This is a genomic window from Luteimonas changyuni, assembly GCF_039548395.1.
Lineage (GTDB): Bacteria > Pseudomonadota > Gammaproteobacteria > Xanthomonadales > Xanthomonadaceae > Luteimonas.
This window is the reverse complement of sequence record NZ_JBCLUZ010000009.1, coordinates 79,705-101,665: the sequence shown is the minus strand read 5'-3', so window position 1 is coordinate 101,665 and position 21,961 is coordinate 79,705. Positions and strand designations below refer to the sequence as shown.

General features: G+C 68.0%; 18 protein-coding genes. 12 read left to right on the top strand and 6 right to left on the bottom strand.

Going from position 1 to position 21,961, the window contains the following annotated elements; all coding sequences use genetic code 11:
- Nucleotides 1-233: 233 nt before the first annotated feature.
- Both WCD84_RS05700 and WCD84_RS05695 read right to left on the bottom strand, forming a co-directional pair.
- Nucleotides 234-800, bottom strand: a complete 567-nt coding sequence (locus tag WCD84_RS05700; RefSeq protein ID WP_343254679.1) for a diffusible signal factor-reguated Ax21 faimly protein — start codon at nt 798-800, stop codon at nt 234-236.
- A 200-nt stretch (nt 801-1,000) separates the two neighbouring features.
- The gene (locus WCD84_RS05695) at nt 1,001-2,143 is read right to left on the bottom strand and encodes an alkaline phosphatase (RefSeq protein WP_343280711.1); all 1,143 of its coding nucleotides are present in this window, start codon (nt 2,141-2,143) and stop codon (nt 1,001-1,003) included.
- 319 nt (nt 2,144-2,462) lie between these two features.
- Here WCD84_RS05695 and WCD84_RS05690 point away from each other — a divergent pair, with 319 nt between their 5' ends.
- Together WCD84_RS05690 and WCD84_RS05685 are read left to right on the top strand one after the other, a co-directional pair.
- Complete coding sequence (locus WCD84_RS05690; protein WP_343280710.1) at nt 2,463-5,462, top strand: TonB-dependent receptor; 3,000 nt, start codon at nt 2,463-2,465, stop codon at nt 5,460-5,462.
- Nucleotides 5,463-5,473: 11 nt separating this feature from the next.
- The gene (locus WCD84_RS05685) at nt 5,474-7,324 is read left to right on the top strand and encodes a metallophosphoesterase family protein (protein WP_343280709.1); all 1,851 of its coding nucleotides are present in this window, start codon (nt 5,474-5,476) and stop codon (nt 7,322-7,324) included.
- A gap of 27 nt (nt 7,325-7,351) precedes the next feature.
- On the opposite strand, the gene WCD84_RS05680 is transcribed toward WCD84_RS05685, so the two are convergent.
- Both WCD84_RS05680 and WCD84_RS05675 read right to left on the bottom strand, forming a co-directional pair.
- Nucleotides 7,352-7,816 carry a tRNA (cytidine(34)-2'-O)-methyltransferase gene (locus WCD84_RS05680; RefSeq protein WP_343280708.1) on the bottom strand — a complete coding sequence of 155 codons (465 nt, stop codon included), beginning with the start codon at nt 7,814-7,816 and terminating at the stop codon, nt 7,352-7,354.
- A gap of 50 nt (nt 7,817-7,866) precedes the next feature.
- Nucleotides 7,867-8,580 carry an SDR family oxidoreductase gene (locus WCD84_RS05675; RefSeq protein ID WP_343280707.1) on the bottom strand — a complete coding sequence of 238 codons (714 nt, stop codon included), beginning with the start codon at nt 8,578-8,580 and terminating at the stop codon, nt 7,867-7,869.
- A gap of 115 nt (nt 8,581-8,695) precedes the next feature.
- Between WCD84_RS05675 and WCD84_RS05670 the strand changes: the two genes are divergently transcribed.
- From WCD84_RS05670 to WCD84_RS05630, 9 genes are all read left to right on the top strand, one after another.
- Nucleotides 8,696-11,560 carry a M16 family metallopeptidase gene (locus tag WCD84_RS05670; protein ID WP_343280706.1) on the top strand — a complete coding sequence of 955 codons (2,865 nt, stop codon included), beginning with the start codon at nt 8,696-8,698 and terminating at the stop codon, nt 11,558-11,560.
- Between the two features lie 128 nt (nt 11,561-11,688).
- The gene (locus tag WCD84_RS05665; protein WP_343280705.1) at nt 11,689-11,997 is read left to right on the top strand and encodes a DUF4156 domain-containing protein; all 309 of its coding nucleotides are present in this window, start codon (nt 11,689-11,691) and stop codon (nt 11,995-11,997) included.
- A 128-nt stretch (nt 11,998-12,125) separates the two neighbouring features.
- Nucleotides 12,126-13,142 (top strand): 3-oxoacyl-ACP synthase III, encoded by a 1,017-nt coding sequence (locus tag WCD84_RS05660; protein WP_343254671.1) that lies wholly within the window; start codon nt 12,126-12,128, stop codon nt 13,140-13,142.
- Between the two features lie 114 nt (nt 13,143-13,256).
- On the top strand, nt 13,257-14,039 hold the full coding sequence (locus WCD84_RS05655; protein ID WP_343280704.1) for a TSUP family transporter: 783 nt from the start codon (nt 13,257-13,259) through the stop codon (nt 14,037-14,039).
- Between the two features lie 68 nt (nt 14,040-14,107).
- Complete coding sequence (locus WCD84_RS05650; protein ID WP_343280703.1) at nt 14,108-15,016, top strand: vitamin K epoxide reductase family protein; 909 nt, start codon at nt 14,108-14,110, stop codon at nt 15,014-15,016.
- A 138-nt stretch (nt 15,017-15,154) separates the two neighbouring features.
- Nucleotides 15,155-15,409 carry a type II toxin-antitoxin system Phd/YefM family antitoxin gene (locus WCD84_RS05645; RefSeq protein WP_343254668.1) on the top strand — a complete coding sequence of 85 codons (255 nt, stop codon included), beginning with the start codon at nt 15,155-15,157 and terminating at the stop codon, nt 15,407-15,409.
- A 12-nt stretch (nt 15,410-15,421) separates the two neighbouring features.
- On the top strand, nt 15,422-15,892 hold the full coding sequence (locus WCD84_RS05640) for a type II toxin-antitoxin system VapC family toxin (protein WP_343254667.1): 471 nt from the start codon (nt 15,422-15,424) through the stop codon (nt 15,890-15,892).
- Between the two features lie 123 nt (nt 15,893-16,015).
- Entirely contained in the window at nt 16,016-17,176 is a 1,161-nt protein-coding gene (locus tag WCD84_RS05635; RefSeq protein ID WP_343280702.1) for a Fic family protein, read from the top strand.
- A gap of 22 nt (nt 17,177-17,198) precedes the next feature.
- The gene (locus WCD84_RS05630; protein WP_343280701.1) at nt 17,199-19,982 is read left to right on the top strand and encodes a class I SAM-dependent DNA methyltransferase; all 2,784 of its coding nucleotides are present in this window, start codon (nt 17,199-17,201) and stop codon (nt 19,980-19,982) included.
- A gap of 263 nt (nt 19,983-20,245) precedes the next feature.
- Here WCD84_RS05630 and WCD84_RS05625 read toward each other — a convergent pair whose 3' ends face one another.
- Nucleotides 20,246-20,869, bottom strand: a complete 624-nt coding sequence (locus WCD84_RS05625) for a cation transporter (protein ID WP_095209458.1) — start codon at nt 20,867-20,869, stop codon at nt 20,246-20,248.
- Between the two features lie 94 nt (nt 20,870-20,963).
- Between WCD84_RS05625 and WCD84_RS05620 the strand changes: the two genes are divergently transcribed.
- Nucleotides 20,964-21,359 (top strand): MerR family transcriptional regulator, encoded by a 396-nt coding sequence (locus tag WCD84_RS05620; protein WP_095208871.1) that lies wholly within the window; start codon nt 20,964-20,966, stop codon nt 21,357-21,359.
- Nucleotides 21,360-21,367: 8 nt separating this feature from the next.
- Here the strand turns inward: WCD84_RS05620 and WCD84_RS05615 are convergent, their stop codons facing one another.
- The gene (locus WCD84_RS05615) at nt 21,368-21,961 is read right to left on the bottom strand and encodes a cation transporter (protein ID WP_095208872.1); all 594 of its coding nucleotides are present in this window, start codon (nt 21,959-21,961) and stop codon (nt 21,368-21,370) included.

Genomic DNA, 21,961 nt, shown 5'->3' with positions numbered 1-21,961 from the left:
ATCAGGACGGAGCTGCTCCAGACGCAACAATTGGTCCCGCGCTGTCGTTGATCGCGGCTGTAGCCGCTCCCACAGGCTGGGGAGGCGCCGTTCCACGGGATTGGCCCCGGGCGGCGTGCGAGCCTTGGTTGGGAGATAACCAAAAAAAGAGACCCCGGCCTTTCGGCCGGGGTCAGCAACGCGGTTCGGGGAGAGAGTCGGGCCGCGGTGTGTCTGTCTTGCGGGACGCGCGCTTACCAGCGGAAGCGCGGACCCACGAACCACTCGGTGACGTCGCCGTTGAACTTGACGTCGCCGTTGAGGCCCCAGTTGGCGTTGAAGGCCACGTTGGCGCCCAGGCGGCCGTAGAAGTCGCCGTCGATGCCGCCGTCGTAGTCCTCGTAGCCGACCAGCGCGTAGCCATCGAAGTTGTTGGCAAGCAGGCCGCGCACGCCGACCTCGGTGCTCCAGCCGTCGAAGTCCAGGTCATTGCCGAGCACGGTGCCGGCGTCGAGCTTCTGGTAGGCGACGCGGGCCAGCAGGTCGGCGCGCGGCGAGATCTCGAGGTTGTAGCCGAGGCCGATGTTGTACTGGTCGACGTCGAAGCGGGTGTTGTCGATCTCCTGGCTGCCGAGGCCGCCGAAGACGTGGAAATTGTCGTGGAACGCGAACGAACCGCGCGCCGCGTAGCCGTCGGCATCAATGTCGCCGTTCGAAGCCATGTAGCCGGCTTCAAGGTAGTTGTAGGAGACGCCTTCGGCCGCGTTTGCGGCGAACGGAGCCGTTGCCGCCAGTGCAATGGCGATCAGGGTGCGCTTCATCAGGGGGAGGTCCTCTGTTTGTTCTGGTTCTGGGAAGAGGACCGGCCACGGGAAGCAGGGGAGGGAGAGAACCGATCGGGGAAATCGGATACCGCCCGTGGCCGGTAGACGCATTCTGCCGATGCGGGGACAACGTCACCTGAATAATGAACCCGGGAGTGCAGGAACTTTTCCGGATCCGCCTGGACCGGCCGCCGGCCTCAGTCCGCGTCCCAGCCCCAGGCCTCCAGCACCACCGTGAACAGGTGGGTGCTGGGGAAATAGCCGCGGACCCGGTGGGCACCGGCACCGGTCGCGACAGCGACCACTTCCTCGGCGGTATGCGTGCGGTTGACCAGCACGTTGTCCAGCCGCACCAGGTCGTCGTCCGAACCCGAGCGGGCCCAGTCCTCGTAGCCCTCGAGCAGCGGCTGGCCGCGCTCGCCGCCGTCCACCTGCAGGCCGAAGGAATGGTCGGCGGTGAACAGCAGCAGGGTGTCGTCCAGATCGACGCGCGCTTCGACCTCGGCGATCAGCCGGTCGAAGTCCACGACGTTCTGCAGGCCCTTGCGCACGTCATCGGTGTGCGCGTCCCACTCCACCACCAGCAGATAGCCCTCCGGCGCGTCCTGCAGGATGTCGAGCGCCTTCAGCGTGGCGGCGCGGGCATCGATGCCGTCGGCGACCACGACCGGACGCGTATTGCCTGCATCCACGTCCGCCAGCGATGCGTGGATCGGGCGGCGGTGCTGCGTGCTCAAGGCTTCGAAGCTGGTGCCGGCCGCGGCGAGCTGGCTGCCGATTTTCCCGCGCCCCGAGCCGATCAGCACGTCGACACCGTCGCCGTAGCGTGGCGAGAATGCCTGCGGGAAGATCTCGCCCCACTTGCCGCGGTCGTTCGAGTGCGCATAGGTCGCGGCCGGCGTGGCATCGGCGATCGACTGCGTGCTGACCACGCCGGTGCGCAGGCCGCGCTCCTCGGCGTATTCGAGCAGGGTCCTGGTCGGCGTGCCGTCCTTCTCGCGACGCACGGCATCCGGACCCTGGCTGATGACGCCGTTGCGGGTCTTCACGCCGGTCATGATCGATGACATGCCGTTGGCCGAATCGGATACCCATTTGTCCACCGGGCTGGTGTCGCTCAGGCCGAGGTGCGGCCAGCCCTGGATGTGCAGCTTCAGCGGCTCGCCGTAGCCGTGCAGGCTGGCACCGTGGAGGGTGGAGACGCCGGCGGCGTCGGCCAGGAAGACGATGACGTTCTTCGCCCGGGCTTCGCCGGCGTCGTGCGCGGACGCGGCGTGGGGAAGGGACAGCATCGCGACCAGCGCGGCAGCGAACAGCGGACGGGGGGAAGAAGGTTTCATCGATCGGCTCCTGATTGGACCGGGCATGGTCGGCGGCCCGGGTGACGGGGCCATGACCGGAACGGCGCAGGCGCCATCGCGATGTGTCACCGCACTGAAACCTTCCTGTTCAGCCGCTGACATGGTGCGCCGCGACAATCCCTCCCGTTCCGGCCGGGGCGTGCCTTGCGGCCGCGCCGGGGAACGCCGGTTCGTGACCAGCCGGACCTGTCCGGGAGTTCGGACATTCCAGGGTCCTTCGCTTGAAGACTCCCCATTTGCCGTCCGCCTGGTGCCTGCCGGGTCGGACGGCTGCGCCTCATTCCCACGGGACATGTAGATGTACAAGACCAGCACTCTTGCCGCCGCGCTTGCGACCATCCTCGTCATCCACGTTCCGGCGCATGCCGGCGACGTGCCGGGCCCGGCAGCCGCCGGCATCGGCATCGGCGCTGGCACCGGAGCCGGACAGCAGCTCGCCCGGGGCGAGGCGGGCTCCATCAGCGGCGTCGTCACCGACGCCGGCCGCGGCGGCTACCTGGCCGGTGCCGAGGTCCGCATCGCCGGTGAGGAGGTGGTCGCGGTCACCGGTTCGGACGGCCGCTTCTCCCTGCATCGCGTGCCGGCCGGTCGCCACGAGCTCACGGTCAGCTACATCGGTCGCCCGGACCAGAACCAGGCCGTCGACGTGGTTGCCGGCCAGTCGGCAAGCGTCCGCGTCGATGTCCCGCTGGCCGGCGCGGTCGCCACCGAGTTCGATTCGGTGGTGGTCCGCGCCAAGCCGATCGCGGAATCCGAGTTCGCCGCGCTGCAGGCGCAGCGCTCGTCGACCTCGCTGGTCAACGTGGTCGCCGCCGACTCCATCGGCCGCTTCCCCGACCAGAACGTGGCCGCCGCGCTCAGCCGCCTGCCCGGCATCGCGGTCGAGCGCGACCAGGGCCAGGAGCGCTACGTGAACCTGCGCGGCGCGCCGTCGCGCTGGACCACGATCGCCTTCGACGGCGTCAACGTGATCAGCCCGGCCGGTCGCGTCGCGCGCCTGGACACCATTCCGTCCTCGATCGCCAGCCAGGTCATCGCCCGCAAGGCGATCACCGCGGCCATGCCCAGCGAGACCCTGGCCGGCAACATCGACATCATCACCCGCAGCCCCTTCGACTATGAAGGCCTGAAGATCGGTGCCGACGTCGGCATCGGCTACAACGACCTGGGCGGTGGTTCGCAGTACAACTGGGGCGGCTTCATTTCCAACAAGTTCGCCGACGACCGCTGGGGCCTGCTGGTCTCCGCGTCCAAGTATTCGCGCGACATGGTCACCGACAACTTCGAGTCCGATCCGGAGGTTGCCGACGAGGATCAGGAGCCGGGCGGCGAGGGCCGCGTCTGGTTCGATGCCCACCAGAACAAGCTTTACCGCTTGACCCGCGAGAACGAGTCGGTGAGCGGCCGCCTCGAGTTCCGTCCCAACGACGACAACCATTTCTTCCTGAGCACGATCCTCACCAGATTCAGCGACCATGAAATGCGCAACGCGTGGGAGTTCGACTTCGACGCGGATGCGGTGGAGACGTCGAGTGGGGCCCGGGGCGACGGCTACGCCGACGTCCGCAGCGGCAACACGCCGTACCTTGGCACCGTGCATGGCGTGGAAATGGATGCCACGCAGAACATCAGCAATTCCGAGCAGAGCATTTTCACCACCACCCTCGGTGGCGACCAGAACATTGGCGACCTGCGCGCCAGCTGGCGCCTGAACTACACCAAGGCGGAAGACGAGGGCGGTCCGGGCTTCGGCTCCACCTGGGTCAGCCCCGAAGACCGGGCCCTGCGCCCGACCGTGGACTACGACTTCACCAACCGCGAGCTGCACCGCGTCACCCTGTGGGACACCATCGTCAATCCGGACGGCTCGTTCTCCAAGGGCAAGCTCAAGCGCTCGCTGGATTCACACGACTACGACTTCGTGCGCCTGACCTCGGGCGTCGACAGCGCGGTGACCGATTCCTACAGCGCCCGCCTGGACCTGTTCAAGGACATCGACCTGTTCGGCCGCCCGACCGAGCTGCAGTTCGGCTTCCAGTACGACGACCGCAGCAAGGAAATGCACGAGACGGAATTCATGATCGACGCCGGGCACCTGGCGGCCGCGGGCATCGACATGCCGACCATGAGCGACATTGCCTCCGACAAGCCCTACCAGGGCAGCCTGCCGCTGGGCTACAGCTTCCGCTACCACGACGAAGCCCGCGCCTGGGCGCTGCTCGATAGCCTGCGTTCGCAGGGCGTCGGCGAGTACGACGATGCCGTGCCGCTGGAGGAGTGGTACCGCGTGACCGAGAAGGTCGGCGCCGTGTACGGCATGGCCACCAGCCACTTCGACTGGGGCAACGTGGTCGCCGGCGTGCGCGGCGAGTACACCCGCAACGAATCCACCGCGAACACCGAAGACGACGAGGGCAACTTCGCCCCGGTCACGATCAGCGAGAGCGGCGTCGAGTTCTTCCCCAGCGTGCACGTGAACTGGGACCTCAACGACGAGATGAAGCTGCGCTTCTCCGCCAACACCGGCGCCGCGCGCCCCGACTACACCGACCTGCGCCCGAACTTCGCGATCAGCGACGAAGACCAGGAAATCGACGGCGGCAACCCCTATGCCGAGACCGAGAAGTCGGTCGGCCTGGATGCCTACTTCGAGTGGTACATGCGCCCGCAGGGCTTCTTCTCCGCCGGCGTGTACTACAAGGACCTGCGCGACGTGCTGCTCGACGTCGAGATCCCGCGCTTCGGCAGCAACGACCTCGACACCCCGGACTTCGACCGCTCCGAGTACACCTACTACACGCTCGCCAACGGCGGCGACGGCTACCTGCGCGGCATCGAGTTGGCGTACTCGCAGAAGCTGGGCCCGCTGGCGGAGCGCTTCGACCTGCCGATGTGGGTGGGCGACTTCGGCATTGCCGCCAACGTCAACTTCAACGACAGCGAGGCGAACACGCCCGACGGCCGCAAGGTTCCCCTGCCGGGCACGTCCGACGTGATCTACAACACCTCGGTGTACTACGAGGCCCACGGACTGTCGGCGCGCCTGAGCTGGCAGCACCGCAGCGAGTGGATCGACGGCATCGGCGACGGCGACATCATGGGCGATGAGTACTGGGACGACGTCGGCCGCCTGGACTTCTCGCTGCGCTATGCCTTCAACGACAACGTCGAGATGTACTTCGACGCCAACAACCTGCTCGACGAGCCGGGCATCCGCTACCAGGGCGACCGCCGCCGGACCACCGAGTTCGAGCAGTTCGGCCAGCGCTTCATGGTCGGCATGCGGATGAGCTTCTGATGGAGACCACCATGACCGTTCAACGCGCATTGGGCACGCTGATTCCCGGCGTGCTTGCCGCAGCCCTGCTGGCCGCGTGCCAGCAGGCCCCCGAGGGCGCACAGGCCCCCGCCACCGCTGCCGCCGCGCAGCCCGCCACGACCGCCGTCGAGGACGTGGCGTCAGGTGAAATCACGGCAGCGGTGGACGCGATCCGGTCGCGCATGCTCGAGCGCATGCCCGCCGCGGAACTCGCCGATGCCACGTCGGCCGACGTGCTCGCGCTGGCCGACGAAGCCGGACTGCAGGCGCTGTCGACCGGGTTCCTGCGCTTCAGCGTCGATGTCCCCGCCACCGTATACGTCATGCTTTCGCCGGACTCCCGTGAAGCACCGTTATGGCTCGCCGAACAGGGCTTCGAGCGCACCGGCCTGGTCGCCACGGTGGACGGCGACGACCAGTTCCGCGCCTGGAAAAAGCCGGTCGGGGCGGGCGAGGTCGGGCTTGGCGTGCACTCCATCGAGAGCGGCGTGAAGCCCTATTTCGTGCTGGTCGGCCCGGCCGCGGAGGGCGGCGCGCAGCCGGTGGTGTCGGCGCCGGCCCCGGAGCGCATGGGTCTCGCCACGGCGACGATCGGTGTCCGCGTGTTCGCCGACGACACCGATATCCTGGACGCGATCGATCCGGCGCTCCAGGGACTCGCCCTGCTGCAAACGCTGGAGAAGCGCGAGAACGAGGCCGCCCTGCTGGGCTGGTTCCGCAACACGCCCTATCCCGGAGGTGCCGCGGCCGACCAGGTCGTATTGACCTGGGCCGGTGATCCGGCAACGCAGCAATCGATCCAGTGGCGCACCGCCACCGGCAGCGGCAACGCGCACCTGCGCTATTCGGCGGGCGGGGGCACCCCGGTCGTGGTCGAGGCCGCCAGCGCGGAGCTGCACACCCCGGACATCGCCAACGATCCGCGCACCCTGCGCCACACCGTCGCCCTGGAAGGGCTGCGGCCCGGCACCACCTACCGCTACGCGATCGGCGACGGCGCGGCCTGGGGCGAGGAGCGCAGCTTCACCACCGCGCCGGCGCAGGCCGAGCCCTTCACCTTCATCTACATGGGCGACGCCCAGAACGGACTCGACACCTGGGGCACCCTGGTGCGCAAGGCCTACGCCCGGCACCCGCAGGCCGCGTTCTACGTCATGGCCGGCGACCTGGTGAACTGGGGCGAGCGCCGCGACGATTGGGACCTGCTGTTCCAGAACGCCGCCGGCGTCTACGACCACCGCCCGCTGGTGCCGGCGATCGGCAACCACGAAGTCGACATGGGACATGTCGATCTGTACGTGGGCCAGTTCGACCTGCCGCGCAACGGGCCGGCCGCCATCGAGCCCGAGCGCGTCTACTCGATGGAGTACGCCGACACGCTGTTCGTGGTGCTCGATTCCAACCTGGAGCCCGGGCCGCAGGTCGAATGGCTGGACCGCACGCTCGGTGCCTCGGACGCGACCTGGAAGTTCGTCGTCTACCACCACCCGCTGTACTCGACCAAGCCCGGCGACCGCGGCCAACCGGAGCTGAAGGCGGCGTGGGCGCCGCTGTTCGAGAAGCATGGCGTCGACCTGGTGCTGCAGGGCGACGACCATGCCTACCTGCGCACCTTCCCGATGAAGGGCGATGAAGTGGTGGGCTCGCCCGCCGAGGGTCCGGTTTACATCCACGCCGTGGCCGGCACCAAGATGTACGAGCAGTCGGATGCGCCGCACGTCGCGAAGCGTTTCACCGACATCTCGACCTACCAGGTCATCGACATCGACGGCGGACGCCTGCAGTACACGTCCTACGACGTCGACGGCAAGGTCATGGACGAGTTCAGCATCGAGAAGTGATGCGCCAGGGTTCGCGGGGCCCTTGCTTCAGGCGGATCCCGCGAAGCCCAGCTGCCGCCAGGCTTCGTAGGCCACCACCGCCACCGCATTGGACAGGTTGAGGCTGCGGTTGTCCGGGCGCATGGGCAGCTGCAGCCGATGGTCGGGGGCGACCGCATGCAATACGTCGCCGGGCAGGCCGCGGGTTTCGCAGCCGAACAGGAAGGCGTCGCCGGTGGCGTAGCGGGGCGCGTCGTAGCGCACCTGGCCGCGCGCGCTGAGCGCGAACAGCCGCGGCGGCGCGATCGCGGCGAGCGCGGTGGCCAGGTCGTCGTGCACCGCCACCCGCGCGTACTCGTGGTAGTCCAGCCCGGCACGCCGCAGCTGGCGGTCGTCCATGTCGAAGCCCAGCGGCCGCACCAGGTGCAGGCGGGCGCCGGTGTTGGCGCACAGGCGGATCACGTTGCCGGTATTGGGCGGGATTTCCGGCTGGTAGAGGATGATGTCGATCATCGCGTGCTGCGGTCGAAGCGGGCGGCGTGCAGGATATCCGGCCGTGCCGGCTACCAGGCGATCGTCTTGCCGTCGGTGCCCAGGAATCGCCCGCTGTCGCCTTCGCCGAGGGCATCGACCTGGCGCAGCATGCCGGCGACGGCATCTTCGGGCGCGACGTCGGCGTCGCTGCCGCCCATTTCGGTGCGCACCCAGCCGGGGCTGACCGCGATCACCACGATCCCGCGTTCGGCCAGCGCCTGCGCCAGCAGTGCCGTGACCATGTTCAGCGCCGCCTTGCTGATGTTGTAGCTGGGCGTGCCGAAGCGCTCGGTCAGGGCGATCGAACCCAGGCGCGATGACACGTTCAGCACCCGCGCGCCCCCGGCCAGCAGCGGCGCCAGCGCCTGGGTGAGCAGCAGCGGACCCATCGCGTTGACCCGGAAGCTGTGTTCCAGATGGGCTTCGCCCAGGGTGCCGAAACGCTCGCCCGAGTGCAGCACGCCGGCGTTGTTGAGCAGCAGGTCGATGCGCCCGCCGTCGCCCAGCACCAGCGGCAGCTCGGCGGCGAACGCCGTGCGCGAGCGGGCGTCGGCGACGTCCAGCGGCAGCACGTGCAGGCGACCCGGATGCTCCCCGGCCAGGGAATTGAGCGCGGTGGCGCGCCCGGGCTCGCGGCAGGCGGCGACGACGTGGTCGCCGCGGACCAGCAGTTGGCGGGCGAACTCGAGGCCAAGGCCGCGGTTCGCGCCGGTGACCAGGGTGGTGCGGGAGGGACTGTCCATGCCGGCAGCATGCACCAGGCGGGGTCACGCGGGCGTTTCGACCGGGACCTATGGCCCGCTCCCGCCCGCCGCGCGGCACCGTACCATCAGGGGCTGACCCGCTAAGGAAGAGCCCATGTCGACGTTCAAGCCCCTGCCGCGCCGCGGCACCCTCCTCGCCCTGGCGCTTGCCGCCGCGCTTGGCACCGCCGCCCCGCTGGCCTGGGCCGAAGCACCGCCCGCGGCCGCCGCGGCCGGCGTCGACATCGCCTACGAAGAATTCACCCTCCCCAACGGCCTGCGCGTGGTGGTGCACACCGACCGCAAGGCGCCGATCGTGGCGGTCAACATCTGGTACCACGTCGGCAGCAAGGACGAGCCCTCCGGGCGCAGCGGCTTCGCGCACCTGTTCGAGCACCTGATGTTCCAGTCGTCCGAGAACCACGCCGGCGAGTACTTCGCGCCCTACACCCAGGTGGGCGTGACCGACCAGAACGGCACCACCAACACCGACCGCACCAACTACTTCCAGAACGTGCCCACCACCGCGCTCGACACCGCGCTGTGGATGGAGTCCGACCGCATGGGCCACCTGCTGGGCGCGGTCGACCAGGCGGCGCTGGACGAGCAGCGCGGCGTGGTCCAGAACGAGAAGCGCCAGAGCGAGAACCAGCCCTATGGCCAGGCCTGGGAAAAGCTCATGAAGGCGCTGTATCCCGCCAGCCACCCGTACCACCACTCGGTGATCGGCTCGATGAACGACCTCGACGCGGCCTCGATCGAGGACGTGCACGCCTGGTTCCGCGCCTGGTACGGCCCCAACAACGCCGTGCTGGTGCTGGCCGGCGACATCGACCTGGCCACCGCGAAGGACAAGGTCGCGAAGTACTTCGGCCACATCCCCGCCGGCCCCGACATGGCGCAGCCGGCGGTGGACGTCGCGCGCCGCGCCGAAGCGACCCGCGAGACCATGCATGACAAGGTCCCGCAGGCCCGCATCTACCGGGTCTGGAACGTGGCCGAGGTCGGCAATGACGACCTCGAGCGCCTGCAGCTGCTGGCGCAGGTGCTGGGCGGCAGCCGGTCCTCGCGCCTCGACGCGCGCCTGCTGCACGGCGACCAGCTGGTCGACAGCATCAGCGCGGGCGTCTATGCCAAGCAGTTGGGCTCGAACTTCATCCTCATGGCCAATGTGAAGCAGGGCGTGGATCCGGCGAAGGTGGAGGCGGTGATCGACGAAGAGATCGACCGCCTGCTGGCGGAAGGCCCGACCGCGGACGAGATGGCGCGCGCGCGCACGGTGTTCCGCGCCGGCTTCATCCGCGGCATCGAGCGCATCGGCGGCTTCGGCGGCAAGGCCGACGCGCTGGCCGAATGCGCGGTCTATGCCGATGACCCGGGCTGCTTCCGCGAGTCGCTGCGCATCATCGACACCAGCACCGCCGACCAGGTGCAGGCCGCCGGCCGCGAATGGCTTGGCGACGGCGATCACACGCTGCTGATCCTGCCCGGCGAACGCACTCCGCTGGTCGAGGAGCCGGCCGGGACGCCACAGCCCTGGGACCTGCCGCAGCTGGACGAGCACTACTGGGTCACGCCGCCGGCCGTGGACCGCAGCGCCGGCGTGCCCATGCCCGACGCCTTCCCGGAGCTGAAGTTCCCCGACGTCGAGCGCGCCACGCTCGGCAACGGCACCACCGTGGTCCTGGCGCGCCGCACCGGCGTGCCGGTGGTGCAGCTGCGCTACCAGTTCCCGGGCGCGGGCTACAGCGCCGATGCCGGCCGCAAGATCGGCACCGCGAGCTTCGCCATGGGCATGCTGGACGAGGGTGCCGCGGGCCTCAAGCCGCTTGAGTTCGCGGACCGTGCCGAGGCGCTCGGCGCGCAGCTGGGCGCGGGCTCCGGCCTGGATGCCGGCACCGCTTGGCTGTCGGCGCTGAAGGGCCAGCTGGACCCGTCGCTGGCGCTGTTCGCGGACATGCTGCGGCGCCCGGACTTCGACGCCGCCGAGATCGAGCGCGTGCGCGCGACCTGGATCGCCAACATCGCCCAGGAGAAGGCGCGTCCGCAGACCGCGGCGCTGCGCGTGCTGCCGCCGCTGCTCTACGGCGAAGGCCATCCCTATGCGATGCCGTTCACCGGCAGCGGTACGGAAGAGTCGATCGCATCGCTGACCCGCGACGACCTGGTGGACTTCCACCGCGCGCAGATGCGGCCGGAAGGCGCCACCCTGGTGGTGGTCGGCGACACCACCCTGGCCGAGATCGTGCCCCTGCTGGAAGCACACCTGGGCGACTGGTCCGGCAGCGGCCCGGCGCCCGAGGCCGCGGCGGCGATCCCGGCCGTGCCCCGCCCCGCGAAGGCGCGCGTGTTCCTGATCGACCAGCCCGGCGCGGTGCAGGCCAACATCTACGCCGGCCTGCTGGTGCCCGCCACCACCGACGATGGCGCGGTGCGCTTCGACATGGCCAATGGCGTGATCGGCGGCGATTTCACTGCGCGCCTGAACATGAACCTGCGCGAGGACAAGCACTGGTCCTACGGCGCCCGCAGCGGCGCGTCCGGCGCCCTGGGCCAGCGCCCGTGGCTGGCCTCGGCGCCAGTGCAGATCGACAAGACCGCCGAAGCCATGGCCGAGATGAAGCGCGAGATCGCAGGCTTCGCCAGCGGCAAGGCGCCGCCGACGGTGGAGGAAGTCGAGCGCATCCGTGCGATCAACACGCTGAGCCTGCCGGGCGCGTACGAAACCGCGTCCTCGGTGGCATCGACCATCGCCGGCAACGTGATGTACGGGCGGCCGGACGACTACGTGCAGCGCCGCAAGGCGGAGATCGAGGCCATGACCCCGGCCCAGGTGGCGGAGGCGGCGAAGACCATCGACGCCGATGCGCTGACCTGGGTGGTCGTCGGCGATCTTTCGCAGATCGAAGCCCCGGTGCGCGCGCTGCAGCTGGGCGAGGTCACCGTGCTCGACGCCGACGGCCAGCCCGTGACCCCCTGACCCCCGCGCTCAGAGACCCGCCATGGCGGCGAGCAACTGCGGGAGCGGCCATGGCCGCGATATCCCGCAGTCGCTCCCGCCAAAGAATTGCAGGGCACAATCGACCGGGTCCAACACGGAGTTCCTCCATGCGCCAACTACTGCTGGTTCCTCTTCTGGGAATGCTTTCCGCCTGCACCTGGGTGCACATGGCGCCCGGCGCGTCCGCGGTGCGCATCGCCGCCTCGCCGCCCGCGGGCTGTGAAAAGCGCGGCGAGGTCGAGGTCTCGGTAAAACACAGCGTCGCGTTCATCGACCGCAACGCGCTGCGGGTGCGCGAAGAGCTGGAAACCCTGGCCCGCAACGAGGCCCCCGGACTGGGTGCCGATACCGTGCACCCCCTGTCCGACCCCGTGCGCGGCGCCCAGCGCTGGGCCGCCTGGCGCTGCGGCCGCTGATTCCCGCCCCGGGGAACGCGCTCCCACGGGGGCCGCAGGTGAACGGATCGACGGGCCGGAAAGTGCGCCGAAGGCCGGAAGCCGCTACATTAGGCGATCTTTTTCCCAGCTTTACGGCGGCATAGCCCATGTTGTTCCAGCACGTAGCCATCGCGGGCCTTGCCCACATCGACGCCCCGCGCCGGTTGACCTCGGACGAGATCAACGCCCGCCTGAAGCCGACGCTCGACCGCCTGAACATCCGCACCGATGTCCTGGGCGATGTCGCCGGCATCCATGCCCGCCGCCTCTGGGACGGCGACATGCTGGCCTCCGACGCCGCCACCCTGGCCGGCGTCAAGGCGCTGGCCGACGCCGGCATCGACCCGGCGCGCGTGGGCCTGCTGGTCAACACCTCGGTCAGCCGCGACTACCTCGAGCCGTCCACGGCCAGCATCGTCAGCGGCAACCTCGGCCTTGGCGACGAATGCCAGAACTTCGACGTCGCCAACGCCTGCCTGGCCTTCATCAACGGCATGGACATCGCCAGCCGCATGATCGAGCGCGGCGAGATCGAGTACGCCCTGGTGGTGGACGGCGAAACCGCCGACCTCGCCTATGAAAAGACCATCGAGCGCCTGAGCCGCGCCGAGACCACCGAAGAGAACTTCCGCAACGAGCTGGCCACGCTCACCCTCGGCTCCGGCGCCGCCGCCATGGTGCTGGCACGCGCCGAGCTCGCCCCGGGCGCACCGCGCTACCGCGGCGGCGTGACCCGCGCGGCCACCGAGTGGAACAAGCTCTGCCGCGGCAACCTCGACGGCATGATCACCGACACCCGCACGCTCCTGATCGAAGGCGTGAAGCTGGCGCAGAAGACCTTCGTGGTCGCGACCCAGAAGCTGGGCTGGGTGGTGGGCGAGCTCGACGAGTTCGTGATCCACCAAGTCAGCAAGGTGCACACCGCCGCCTTCACCAAGGCCATGGGCATCGACCCGAAGAAGGTCATGACCATCTTTGGCGAGCACGGCAACATCGGCCCGGCCTCGGTGCCGATCGTGCTCAGCAAGCTGCGCGAAGAGGGCCGCCTGAAGAAGGGCAACCGCGTGGCGCTGCTGGGCATCGGCTCGGGGCTGAACTGCTCGATGGCCGAGGTGGTCTGGTAAGTCCGGGCCACATCGCAAGCTGACCGGGGCCGGCCTGTCCGGCCCCGCGTCGTTTCAGGGGCACCGGCCGGGATGGCGGACGGTGCGGATGGTCACGGCGTTGGAGGTCGTTCGATGGAATTCGGACTCGAGGTATTGGCCCTGCTGGCGCTGGCGGCTTTCGTCGCGGGCACCATCGATGCGCTCGCTGGCGGTGGCGGCCTGATCACCATTCCCGCGCTGATGGCCGCCGGCATCCCGCCGGTGCAGGCCATCGCCACCAACAAGCTGCAGTCGAGCTTCGGCACCGCCGGCGCCGTGCTGGCGTTCGCGCGCCAAGGGCGGATCGATTTCCGGCGCTTCCTGTGGCCTGCCGTGGGCGCGTTCTCGGGCTCGGTCGGCGGCGCGATCGCGATCCAGCTGGTGGATCCCTCGTTTTTGGCCGGCCTGGTGCCGGTGCTGCTGGTGGCGATGGCCGCGTACTTCCTGCTGGGGCCCAAGGCCAGCGAGGCCGAGCGCCACGCGCGGCTGGGGCATGCGGCGCTGGTCACGCTGATGTTCGCGCTGGGCTTCTACGACGGCTTCTTCGGCCCGGGCACGGGCTCGTTCATGGCCACCGCGCTGGTGGCGCTGTTCGGCTTCGGCCTGGTGTCGGCCACGGCGCACACCAAGCTCCTCAACTTGGCGAGCAACGTCGCGGCCCTGGTCACGCTGATCATCGGCGGCCAGGTGCTGTGGGTGGTTGGCCTGGTGATGGCGGTGGCGAGCATCGCCGGCGGCCAGCTGGGCGCGCACCTGGCGCTGGGCCGCGCGGGCGCGCGGGTGATCCGGCCGCTGCTGGTGGTGATGTCGCTGCTGCTGACGGTGAAGCTGCTGCTGGAGCCGGGGAATCCGCTGGTGGCGTTCGTCGTCGGCTGAACTGCCTGCGCAGCTACGTATCTCGGCCACAATGTGCACGAACGCAAGCACACGGGACGCAGGCAGGCATGAGCAAGAGAGCGAAGGCGAAGCGGAAACGGACGCAGCCGGCACGGCATGACGCGGGCGTGGCGGCAACGTCGAAAGCGCTGAAAGCGCCACGATCAGGCACCGACATCGCATTGCGCGTGCTCACCGCGTTCGGGCTGCTGCTGACCGCCTACCTGACGTGGGTGGCGGTGCGGGAGACCGGTGCGGCGTTCTGCACGGAAGGCTCGGGTTGCGACGTGGTGCAGAACAGCCAGTGGTCGCGCTTCCTCGGCGTGCCGATCGCGCTGTGGGGCGGCGCGCTGTATGCGCTGCTGGCGTGGGTGACGTGGCGGCCGGCACCGAGGCTGATGCGCTGGCGGCGGCTATGGCGCCTGTCGTTCCTGGGCCTGGCGATCAGCGTGTACCTGACCCTGGCGGGGTGGATCGCGTTGGCCGCGTTCTGCACCTGGTGCCTGCTGTCGCTGGCGACGTTGCTGGCGATCTTCGTGCTGGTGCACGTGGCCCGGCCCGACAGCGCGCCGGGAACGCAGTGGTCGACGTGGTGGCTGGGCAATGGCCTGCTCGCGCTTGCCGTGGTGGCGGCCTTGCACGTCTCGTCGTCGGGCCTGCTGGAGCGCCGCGGCGGTCCGCGCCTGCATGCACTTGCCGCGCATCTGGAACAGTCCGGTGCGAAGTTCTACGGCGCCTATTGGTGCCCCACGTGCACCCAGCAGAAGCGCAAGTTCAGCGGCGCGGCCGCGCAACTGCCGTACGTGGAGTGTTCGCCCAACGGCCCCAACGGCGGCGTGGCCTCCGAATGCGCCATTGCCGGCGTGACCGGTTACCCGACCTGGGTCATCGGTGGCCGCCACTATGTTGAAGTGCTCGAGCCGGCGCAGTTGGCCGCGATGACCGGCTTCGACTGGGAGGGTGAGCGCGGCGACTGACGACGGCCAGGTGCCTGCTCGAAAGGTGTCGATCGCATGGGCTGCGACGCCAGCACCGAAAGTCCGGAAGCCTGGCGCATGGAGCCGGGTCAGCCTGATGTGGTAACGTTGCTACCTTGTGATGAAGGCAGGCAGGCCATGACCACCACCCTCTCAAGTCGCGAACTCAACCAGGACCTCGGCCGTGCCAAGAAGGCCGCGCTGGACGGCCCCGTGGTCATCACCGACCGCGGCAAGCCGGCGCACGTGCTGCTGAGCTATGCCGACTACCTGCGCCTGAGCGGCCAGCGGCGGACGCTGCTGGAAGCACTGAGCATGCCGGGAATGGAGGACGTCGACTTCGACCCGCCGAAGCTCGAGATCAAACTCCAGGTTCCGGACTTCGAAGACTGAGCCGGGCGCCGGATGTACCTGCTCGACACCAACGTTGTCTCCGAACTGCACCGCGCGATCCGCGGACGGGGCGACGCGCGAGTCACCGCCTGGTTGTCCGACGTGGGCCTGGCAGCTTGCCAGGTATCGGCCTTGACGTTGATGGAGCTGGAGGTCGGCGTGCTGCGCATGGAGCGCCGCGACGCCAGGCAGGGCTCCGCGCTGCGCACGTGGCTGAACCAGAAAGTGATCCCGGAGTTCGCAGGCCGGGTGCTGCCGGTGGACGGCGCGGTCGCCCTGCGATGCGCCCGCCTGCACGTGCCGGATCCGCGGCCGGAACGCGATGCGCTGCTGGCCGCCACCGCTCTGGTCCACGGCCTCACCGTGGTGACCCGCAACGAGGCGGACTTCGCGCCAACCGGTGCCCCCGTGTTCAATCCATGGCGGCCATGGACGGTGCAGGAAGGTACCGGCCGCTACATTGCGACCGAATGGGGCGGGTGACCGCGGCTTGCCCTACCCACAAGGATGGAAAATCCGCTTGCATTGTTTCCGTCTCTTTGAAAGAGTTGTCATAGTTTCTTTCAAAGGTTCGGGCGCAATGCACATGCGCTTGCAAAGGGGCCGATGGACGCCACCGACTACCAGGCACCCGAAGCCGGCCGCATCCTCCGCACGGCGCAGGGCTACCACGCCTTCGTGCCGGCGCCGCTACCGCCGTCGCTGCACTACACCCCGGCGCTGGTCCGCCTGTTGTCGGCCGCAGACGCGGCATTGGGCGAACTGTCCGGCGTGGGCAGCCTGCTGCCCGATCCCCACCTGCTGATCGCCCCCTACGTGCGGCGCGAGGCCGTGCTGTCCTCGCGCATCGAAGGCACCCGAACCAGCCTCTCGGACCTTCTGGCCGACGAAGCAGGACGGGACGCGCAGGCCACGCCCGACGACGTGCGGGAAGTCCGCAACTACGTGACCGCGCTCGACTACGGCATCGAGCGCCTGCAGGCCCTGCCCCTTTCGCTGCGACTGGTGCGCGAACTGCACCAGCGCCTCATGCAGGGCGTGCGCGGTGACCGCGCCACCCCCGGCGAGTTCCGCCGCAGCCAGAACTGGATCGGCCCGCATGGCAGTACCCCTGCCAACGCCCCCTACGTGCCGCCGCCGCCGCAGGAAATGCAGCACACGCTCGCCGCATGGGAGCAGTTCCTGCACCGCCGCGATGAGCTGCCCGACCTGGTCCAGTGCGCGCTGATGCACGAACACTTCGAGGCCATCCATCCCTTCCTCGACGGCAATGGCCGCGTCGGCCGCCTGCTGATCCCGCTGTTCCTGATCGAACGCGGCCGGCTCTCGCAGCCGCTGCTGTACCTGTCCGAGTTCATCGAACGCCACCGCGACGACTACTATCGCGGCCTGATGCGCATCCGCACCCACGGTGACTGGAACGGCTGGCTGCACTACTTCCTTGCCGGCGTGGAATGGAGCGCGCGCCGCGCCGTGCGCCAAGCGCGGCAACTGCTCGCCCTGCGCGAGGACATGCGTGCACGCGTCGCCGCCCATCCGCGCGCGCTGGCGCTGGTGGACCCCTTGTTCGGGAACCCCTTCCTGGACGCCAACCGCGTCAAGCAGCTGCTCGACGTCAGCGACCCCACCGCGCGCAAGGCACTGGCCGTGCTGGAGCGTGCCGGCCTGATCGAGGAAACCACCGGCCGCAGTTGGGGCCGGCAGTATCTCGCCCGCGGAGTGCTGGCGGCCGTCGAAGACCCTGGCGAGGAGAGCCTGCCGGAATGATGAGCAACAGGAGCGCGTGCACATGCCGCTGAGCCTCAACGAGATCCGCGACCGCGCGCGTGCCTTCGCCCGCGAATGGGACGGCGAAACCTCCGAGCGCGCCGAGGCGCAGAGCTTCTGGAACGACTTCTTCCACGTGTTCGGCAAGAAGCGCCGCAGCGTGGCGGTGTACGAACAGAAGGCCCGGCGCTTCACCGGCACCGCCCAGGGCCGCATCGACCTGTTCTGGCCCGGCGTGATGCTGGCCGAGCACAAGAGCGCGGGCGTGGACCTGGACGCCGCCTTCGACCAGGCCACCGACTACTTTGCCGGCCTGAAGGAATCCGAAAAGCCGCAGTACATCCTGGTCAGCGACTTCCAGCGCTTCCGCCTGTATGACCTCGACGGCCGCGAGCCGCACGTCGAGTTCCCGCTGGCCGACCTGCACCGCGAGATCGGCCGCTTCGGCTTCATCAGCGGCTACCAGACCCGCACCTACAAGGAAGAAGACCCCGTCAACGTGCAGGCCGCCGAGCGCATGGGGCGGCTGTACGACGCACTGAAAGCGGCCGGCTACGACGGCCACGCCCTGGAAGTGCTGCTGGTGCGGCTGCTGTTCTGCCTGTTCGCCGACGACACCGGCATCTTCCCGCGCCACGCCCTGCACGACCTGATCGACCAGCGCACAAGCGAAGACGGCGCCGACCTCGGCGGCTGGCTGGCGCGCCTGTTCCAGGTGCTCGACACGCCCGAAGACAGGCGACAGACCACGCTGGACGAACAGCTGGCCGAACTGCCCTACGTCAACGGCCGCCTGTTCGAGGAACGCCTGCCGCTGGCCGACTTCAACGCCGCCATGCGCCAGCAGTTGCTGGACGCCAGCGCGCTGGACTGGAGCCGCATCAGCCCCGCGATCTTCGGCTCGATGTTCCAGTCGGTGATGGACGCCAAGGCCCGCCGCAACCTGGGCGCGCACTACACCAGCGAAAAGAACATCCTCAAGCTGATCGGCCCGCTGTTCCTCGATGGGCTGAAGGACGAACTGGGCAAGGCGCGCCAAGACCCGAAGAAGCTGGCGCAGCTGCACCGCAAGCTGGCCACGCTGCGCTTCCTGGACCCGGCCTGCGGCTGCGGCAACTTCCTGGTGATCGCGTATCGCGAACTGCGGCTGCTGGAGCTCGAGATCCTCAAGCGCCAGTTCGCGACCCAGCAGTCGGTGCTGGCGCACGTGCAGGACCACGTGCTGGTGGACGTGGACCAGTTCCACGGCATCGAGATCGAGGAGTTCCCGGCGCAGATCGCCCAGGTGGCGATGTGGCTGATGGACCACCAGATGAACCTGCGCGTGGCCGAGCAGTTCGGCGAGACCATGGTGCGACTCCCGTTGAAGAAGTCGGCAGCGATCGTGCATGGGAATGCGTTGCGGGTGGATTGGAATGAGGTGGTGGGGGCGGGGGAGTTGGATTACATCCTGGGGAATCCGCCGTTCATCGGCCACCACTACCAAAGCGTCGAGCAGAAGCAAGACCAGGCCAAGGTGATGCACGAAATCCGGGCACAAGGTGTACTCGACTTCGTGGGCAACTGGTACGTGAAGACAGCGGACTACATCCAGGCAAACCCTCGGATGTTGTGCGCCTTTGTCTCGACGAATTCGATCACCCAAGGAGAGCAGGTAGGGCTGCTCTGGCCGCTGCTTCTCTCCAAGGGGATTCGCATCAACTTTGCACACCGCACGTTCCAATGGAATAACGAAGCGCGTGGTAACGCGGCCGTGCATTGCGTGATAATCGGGTTCGGACTTGTTGATTCCTCGCCAAAGCTCATCTTCGATTACGAGTCGCCCAAGGCCGAGCCAAGCGTGATTGTGGCGGCGAACATCAATCCGTACCTTGTGGACGCGCCGGACGTCGTGATCACCAACCGGTCCGCCCCGCTGTGTGACGTGCCAAAAATGTCGTGGGGCAACAAGCCTACCGACGGTGGCCATCTCATCCTGTCGCCGGAAGAGCGGGCGGAGCTGCTTGAGAGAGAGCCTGGCGCAACCAGGTTCGTGCGTCGCTACATGAGCGGAGGCGACTTCATCAATGGCATCGAGCGATACTGTCTTTGGCTAAATGACGCCACGCCGCAAGAGCTGAAATCGCTCCCAGAGGTGATGAAGCGCGTGGAGAACGTGCGGCAATCAAGGCTCGCGAGCAAGGCGCCGTCAACACGGGAGTACGCGAAGTACCCGACGCGGTTCCGGCAGATCTCGCAGCCGAGTTCCGACTACCTCGCAGTTCCGGAGGTGTCATCCGAGCGACGTGTCTATCTGCCCATCGCGTTCTTGGGCGCAGACGTCATCTGCAGCAACAAGATCCAGTTCGTTCCTGACGCGAGCCCGTACCACTTCGGTGTTCTGAGCAGCGCTATGCACGTCGCTTGGGTGCGGGCCGTTTGCGGCCGCCTGAAGAGTGATTTCAGCTACTCCAACACAATTGTCTACAACAATTTCCCTTGGCCAAACGTCGTTGAAGAAAAACACCGCGCCGCCATCAATATCGCCGCCGGCGGCGTCCTTGATGCGCGGGCCAGTTTCCTTGGCAGCACGCTGGCGGACCTTTACGACCCGTTGACCATGCCGGCCGCCTTGGTCAGGGCGCACCAGCAGCTGGATAAAGCGGTGGATGTGGGCTACCTCGCGGCCGAGAAGGCCGCAGGCCGAAAGACACCAAAGCTAGGAACGGACGCGGAGCGCGTAGCCTTCCTGTTCGAGCGACACCAGCAGCTTGTGTCGCTGCTCCCGACAGAGAATCGCAAGCGGGTAGCCCGCAGAGGGCCATGAAGAGGCATGGCAGTGGGCACGCGAGCAACATCTTGATGGGCGGTCCATTTGCCTGGAATGTCGGCTATCGGCCAGAAGCGGACGTTCTGGCTGACCCGAACTGCCGCTTCGAATCCACTCTTTCAGAGGGTCGGCAGGGATTCGTGTAAAAAACGGCCAAAGGTGAGCTAACTGCCTGTCATAGCTGACTTTCTTGGCCGCTCCAGCCACGCTTCAGAACGGAGCATTTCTTCTTCGAGGACCGGACAACGGGCCGTAACTCGTTATTTCACCTCGTCCCGGTAACTCCGCCAAGCCATGCGGAGTACCCGAGCGGAGGACCGCAGAAACATCAGCAACAGTCCACCGGCGATGACCAGATCGGGCCAGCCGGCATCGAACAGCCACACGCCGGCGGCTGCCAGCAGCACCGCAACACCCTCGTACAGGTCATTGCGCGAGCACTCCCAGGCCGATGACATGTTCACGTCGCCAAAGCGGTACGGGGTAAGCAGCCACAGGCACAAGGCGTTGAACGCAAGATTGATCACGGCGGCGATGCCGATGGCCTCGAAGATCGGCACCTCCGGGTGGGCCAGGCGCCAGCCGATCTGGATGGCGACCGCAACCGCGGCACCGAGGATCAGCAATCCCTTGAACAACGCCACCCTGGCCTTGGCGCGCAGGCTCGCGCCGATCACTGCTAGGCTCAGCAGATAGGTCAACGCATCACCGAGGTTGTCGAGGCTGCCCGACAGCAACGAGGACGAGCCGCTGTAGATCGCTGCGGTGATCATCATCACGAAGCTGGCGATGTTGATTGCCAGCACGATCATCAACACGCGCCGCTGCCCCGCCTCCAGGGCGCGGATATCCACCGTGCTTCCGCAGCCGCACGAATCACTCATGATCATGTCTCCGAGTCGAGCGGGCGTCCGAGGATTTGCGGCCCGCTTCCAGGTCGGCGATCCTAAACCCCGGAGTCGCTACAGAGTCAAGCCCATGAAGATCGGAGAGGTCGCGGAGCGCAGCGGGTGCCATCCCGAAACCGTGCGCTACTACGAGCGCATCGGGTTGTTGCCTGCCCCGCCGCGCACGGCGGGCGGGTATCGCGACTACCGTCCCGCCGACGCGGATCGGCTGCGCTTCATCAGCCGCGGACGCGAACTGGGCTTCTCGCTGGAGGAGATCCGCAGCCTGCTGGGCCTGGCCGAAGACGACGGGTTGTCCTGCCAGGATGTCGACCGTCTTGCCCGCGGGCACCTGCTGGACATCCGGAACCGGCTAAACGACCTTCAGCGGATGGCCTCGGAGCTCGAACGGGTGATTGGCAGTTGCAGCGGCGGCGAGCGCGGCCAGTGCGCCATCCTCGACACGCTGCGCCACCCGCCATCCTAGGTCGGCACTCAAGCGTCCTCTTCGCCACGGGCATCCTGCAGGATCTCGATGCCCCCTTTCAGGGCGATCGCCGCCACTGCGAGCCCCACGACGAGGTCGGGCCAGGCCCGCCCGGTCCACAGCACCAGTCCGCCACCCACGAGCACGCCTGCGTTGGCGATGAAATCGTTGGTGCTGAAGGTCGTCGCGGCACGCACGTTCACATTGGCCTGCCGGATTTTCTTGAGCAGCCACACGCATGTCGCGTTTACCAGGCCGGCCCCCAGCGCCATCACCATCATCGTCGTACCAATGGGCTCGGCGTCACCCAGGAACCGACGGCCCACGTCGACCAGGATCCCAGCGGCGAACAGGATCAGCAGCCAGCCGGACACTTTGGCCGCCGACCGTTTCCAGGCTTGTGAGCGACTGAGTGCGAGCAGGGTGATGATGTAGACGGCGCTGTCGGACGCATTGTCCAGTCCATTTGCGATCAGAGCGCTTGAGCCGGCGGCGACGCCCGTGACCCCGAACCCCGCGGCAAGCGCGAGGTTCAGGGCGAGGACGATCAACAGGATCCGGCGCTGGTGCGCGTCGTGTATCTCGATCTTCTCTTCACTCAA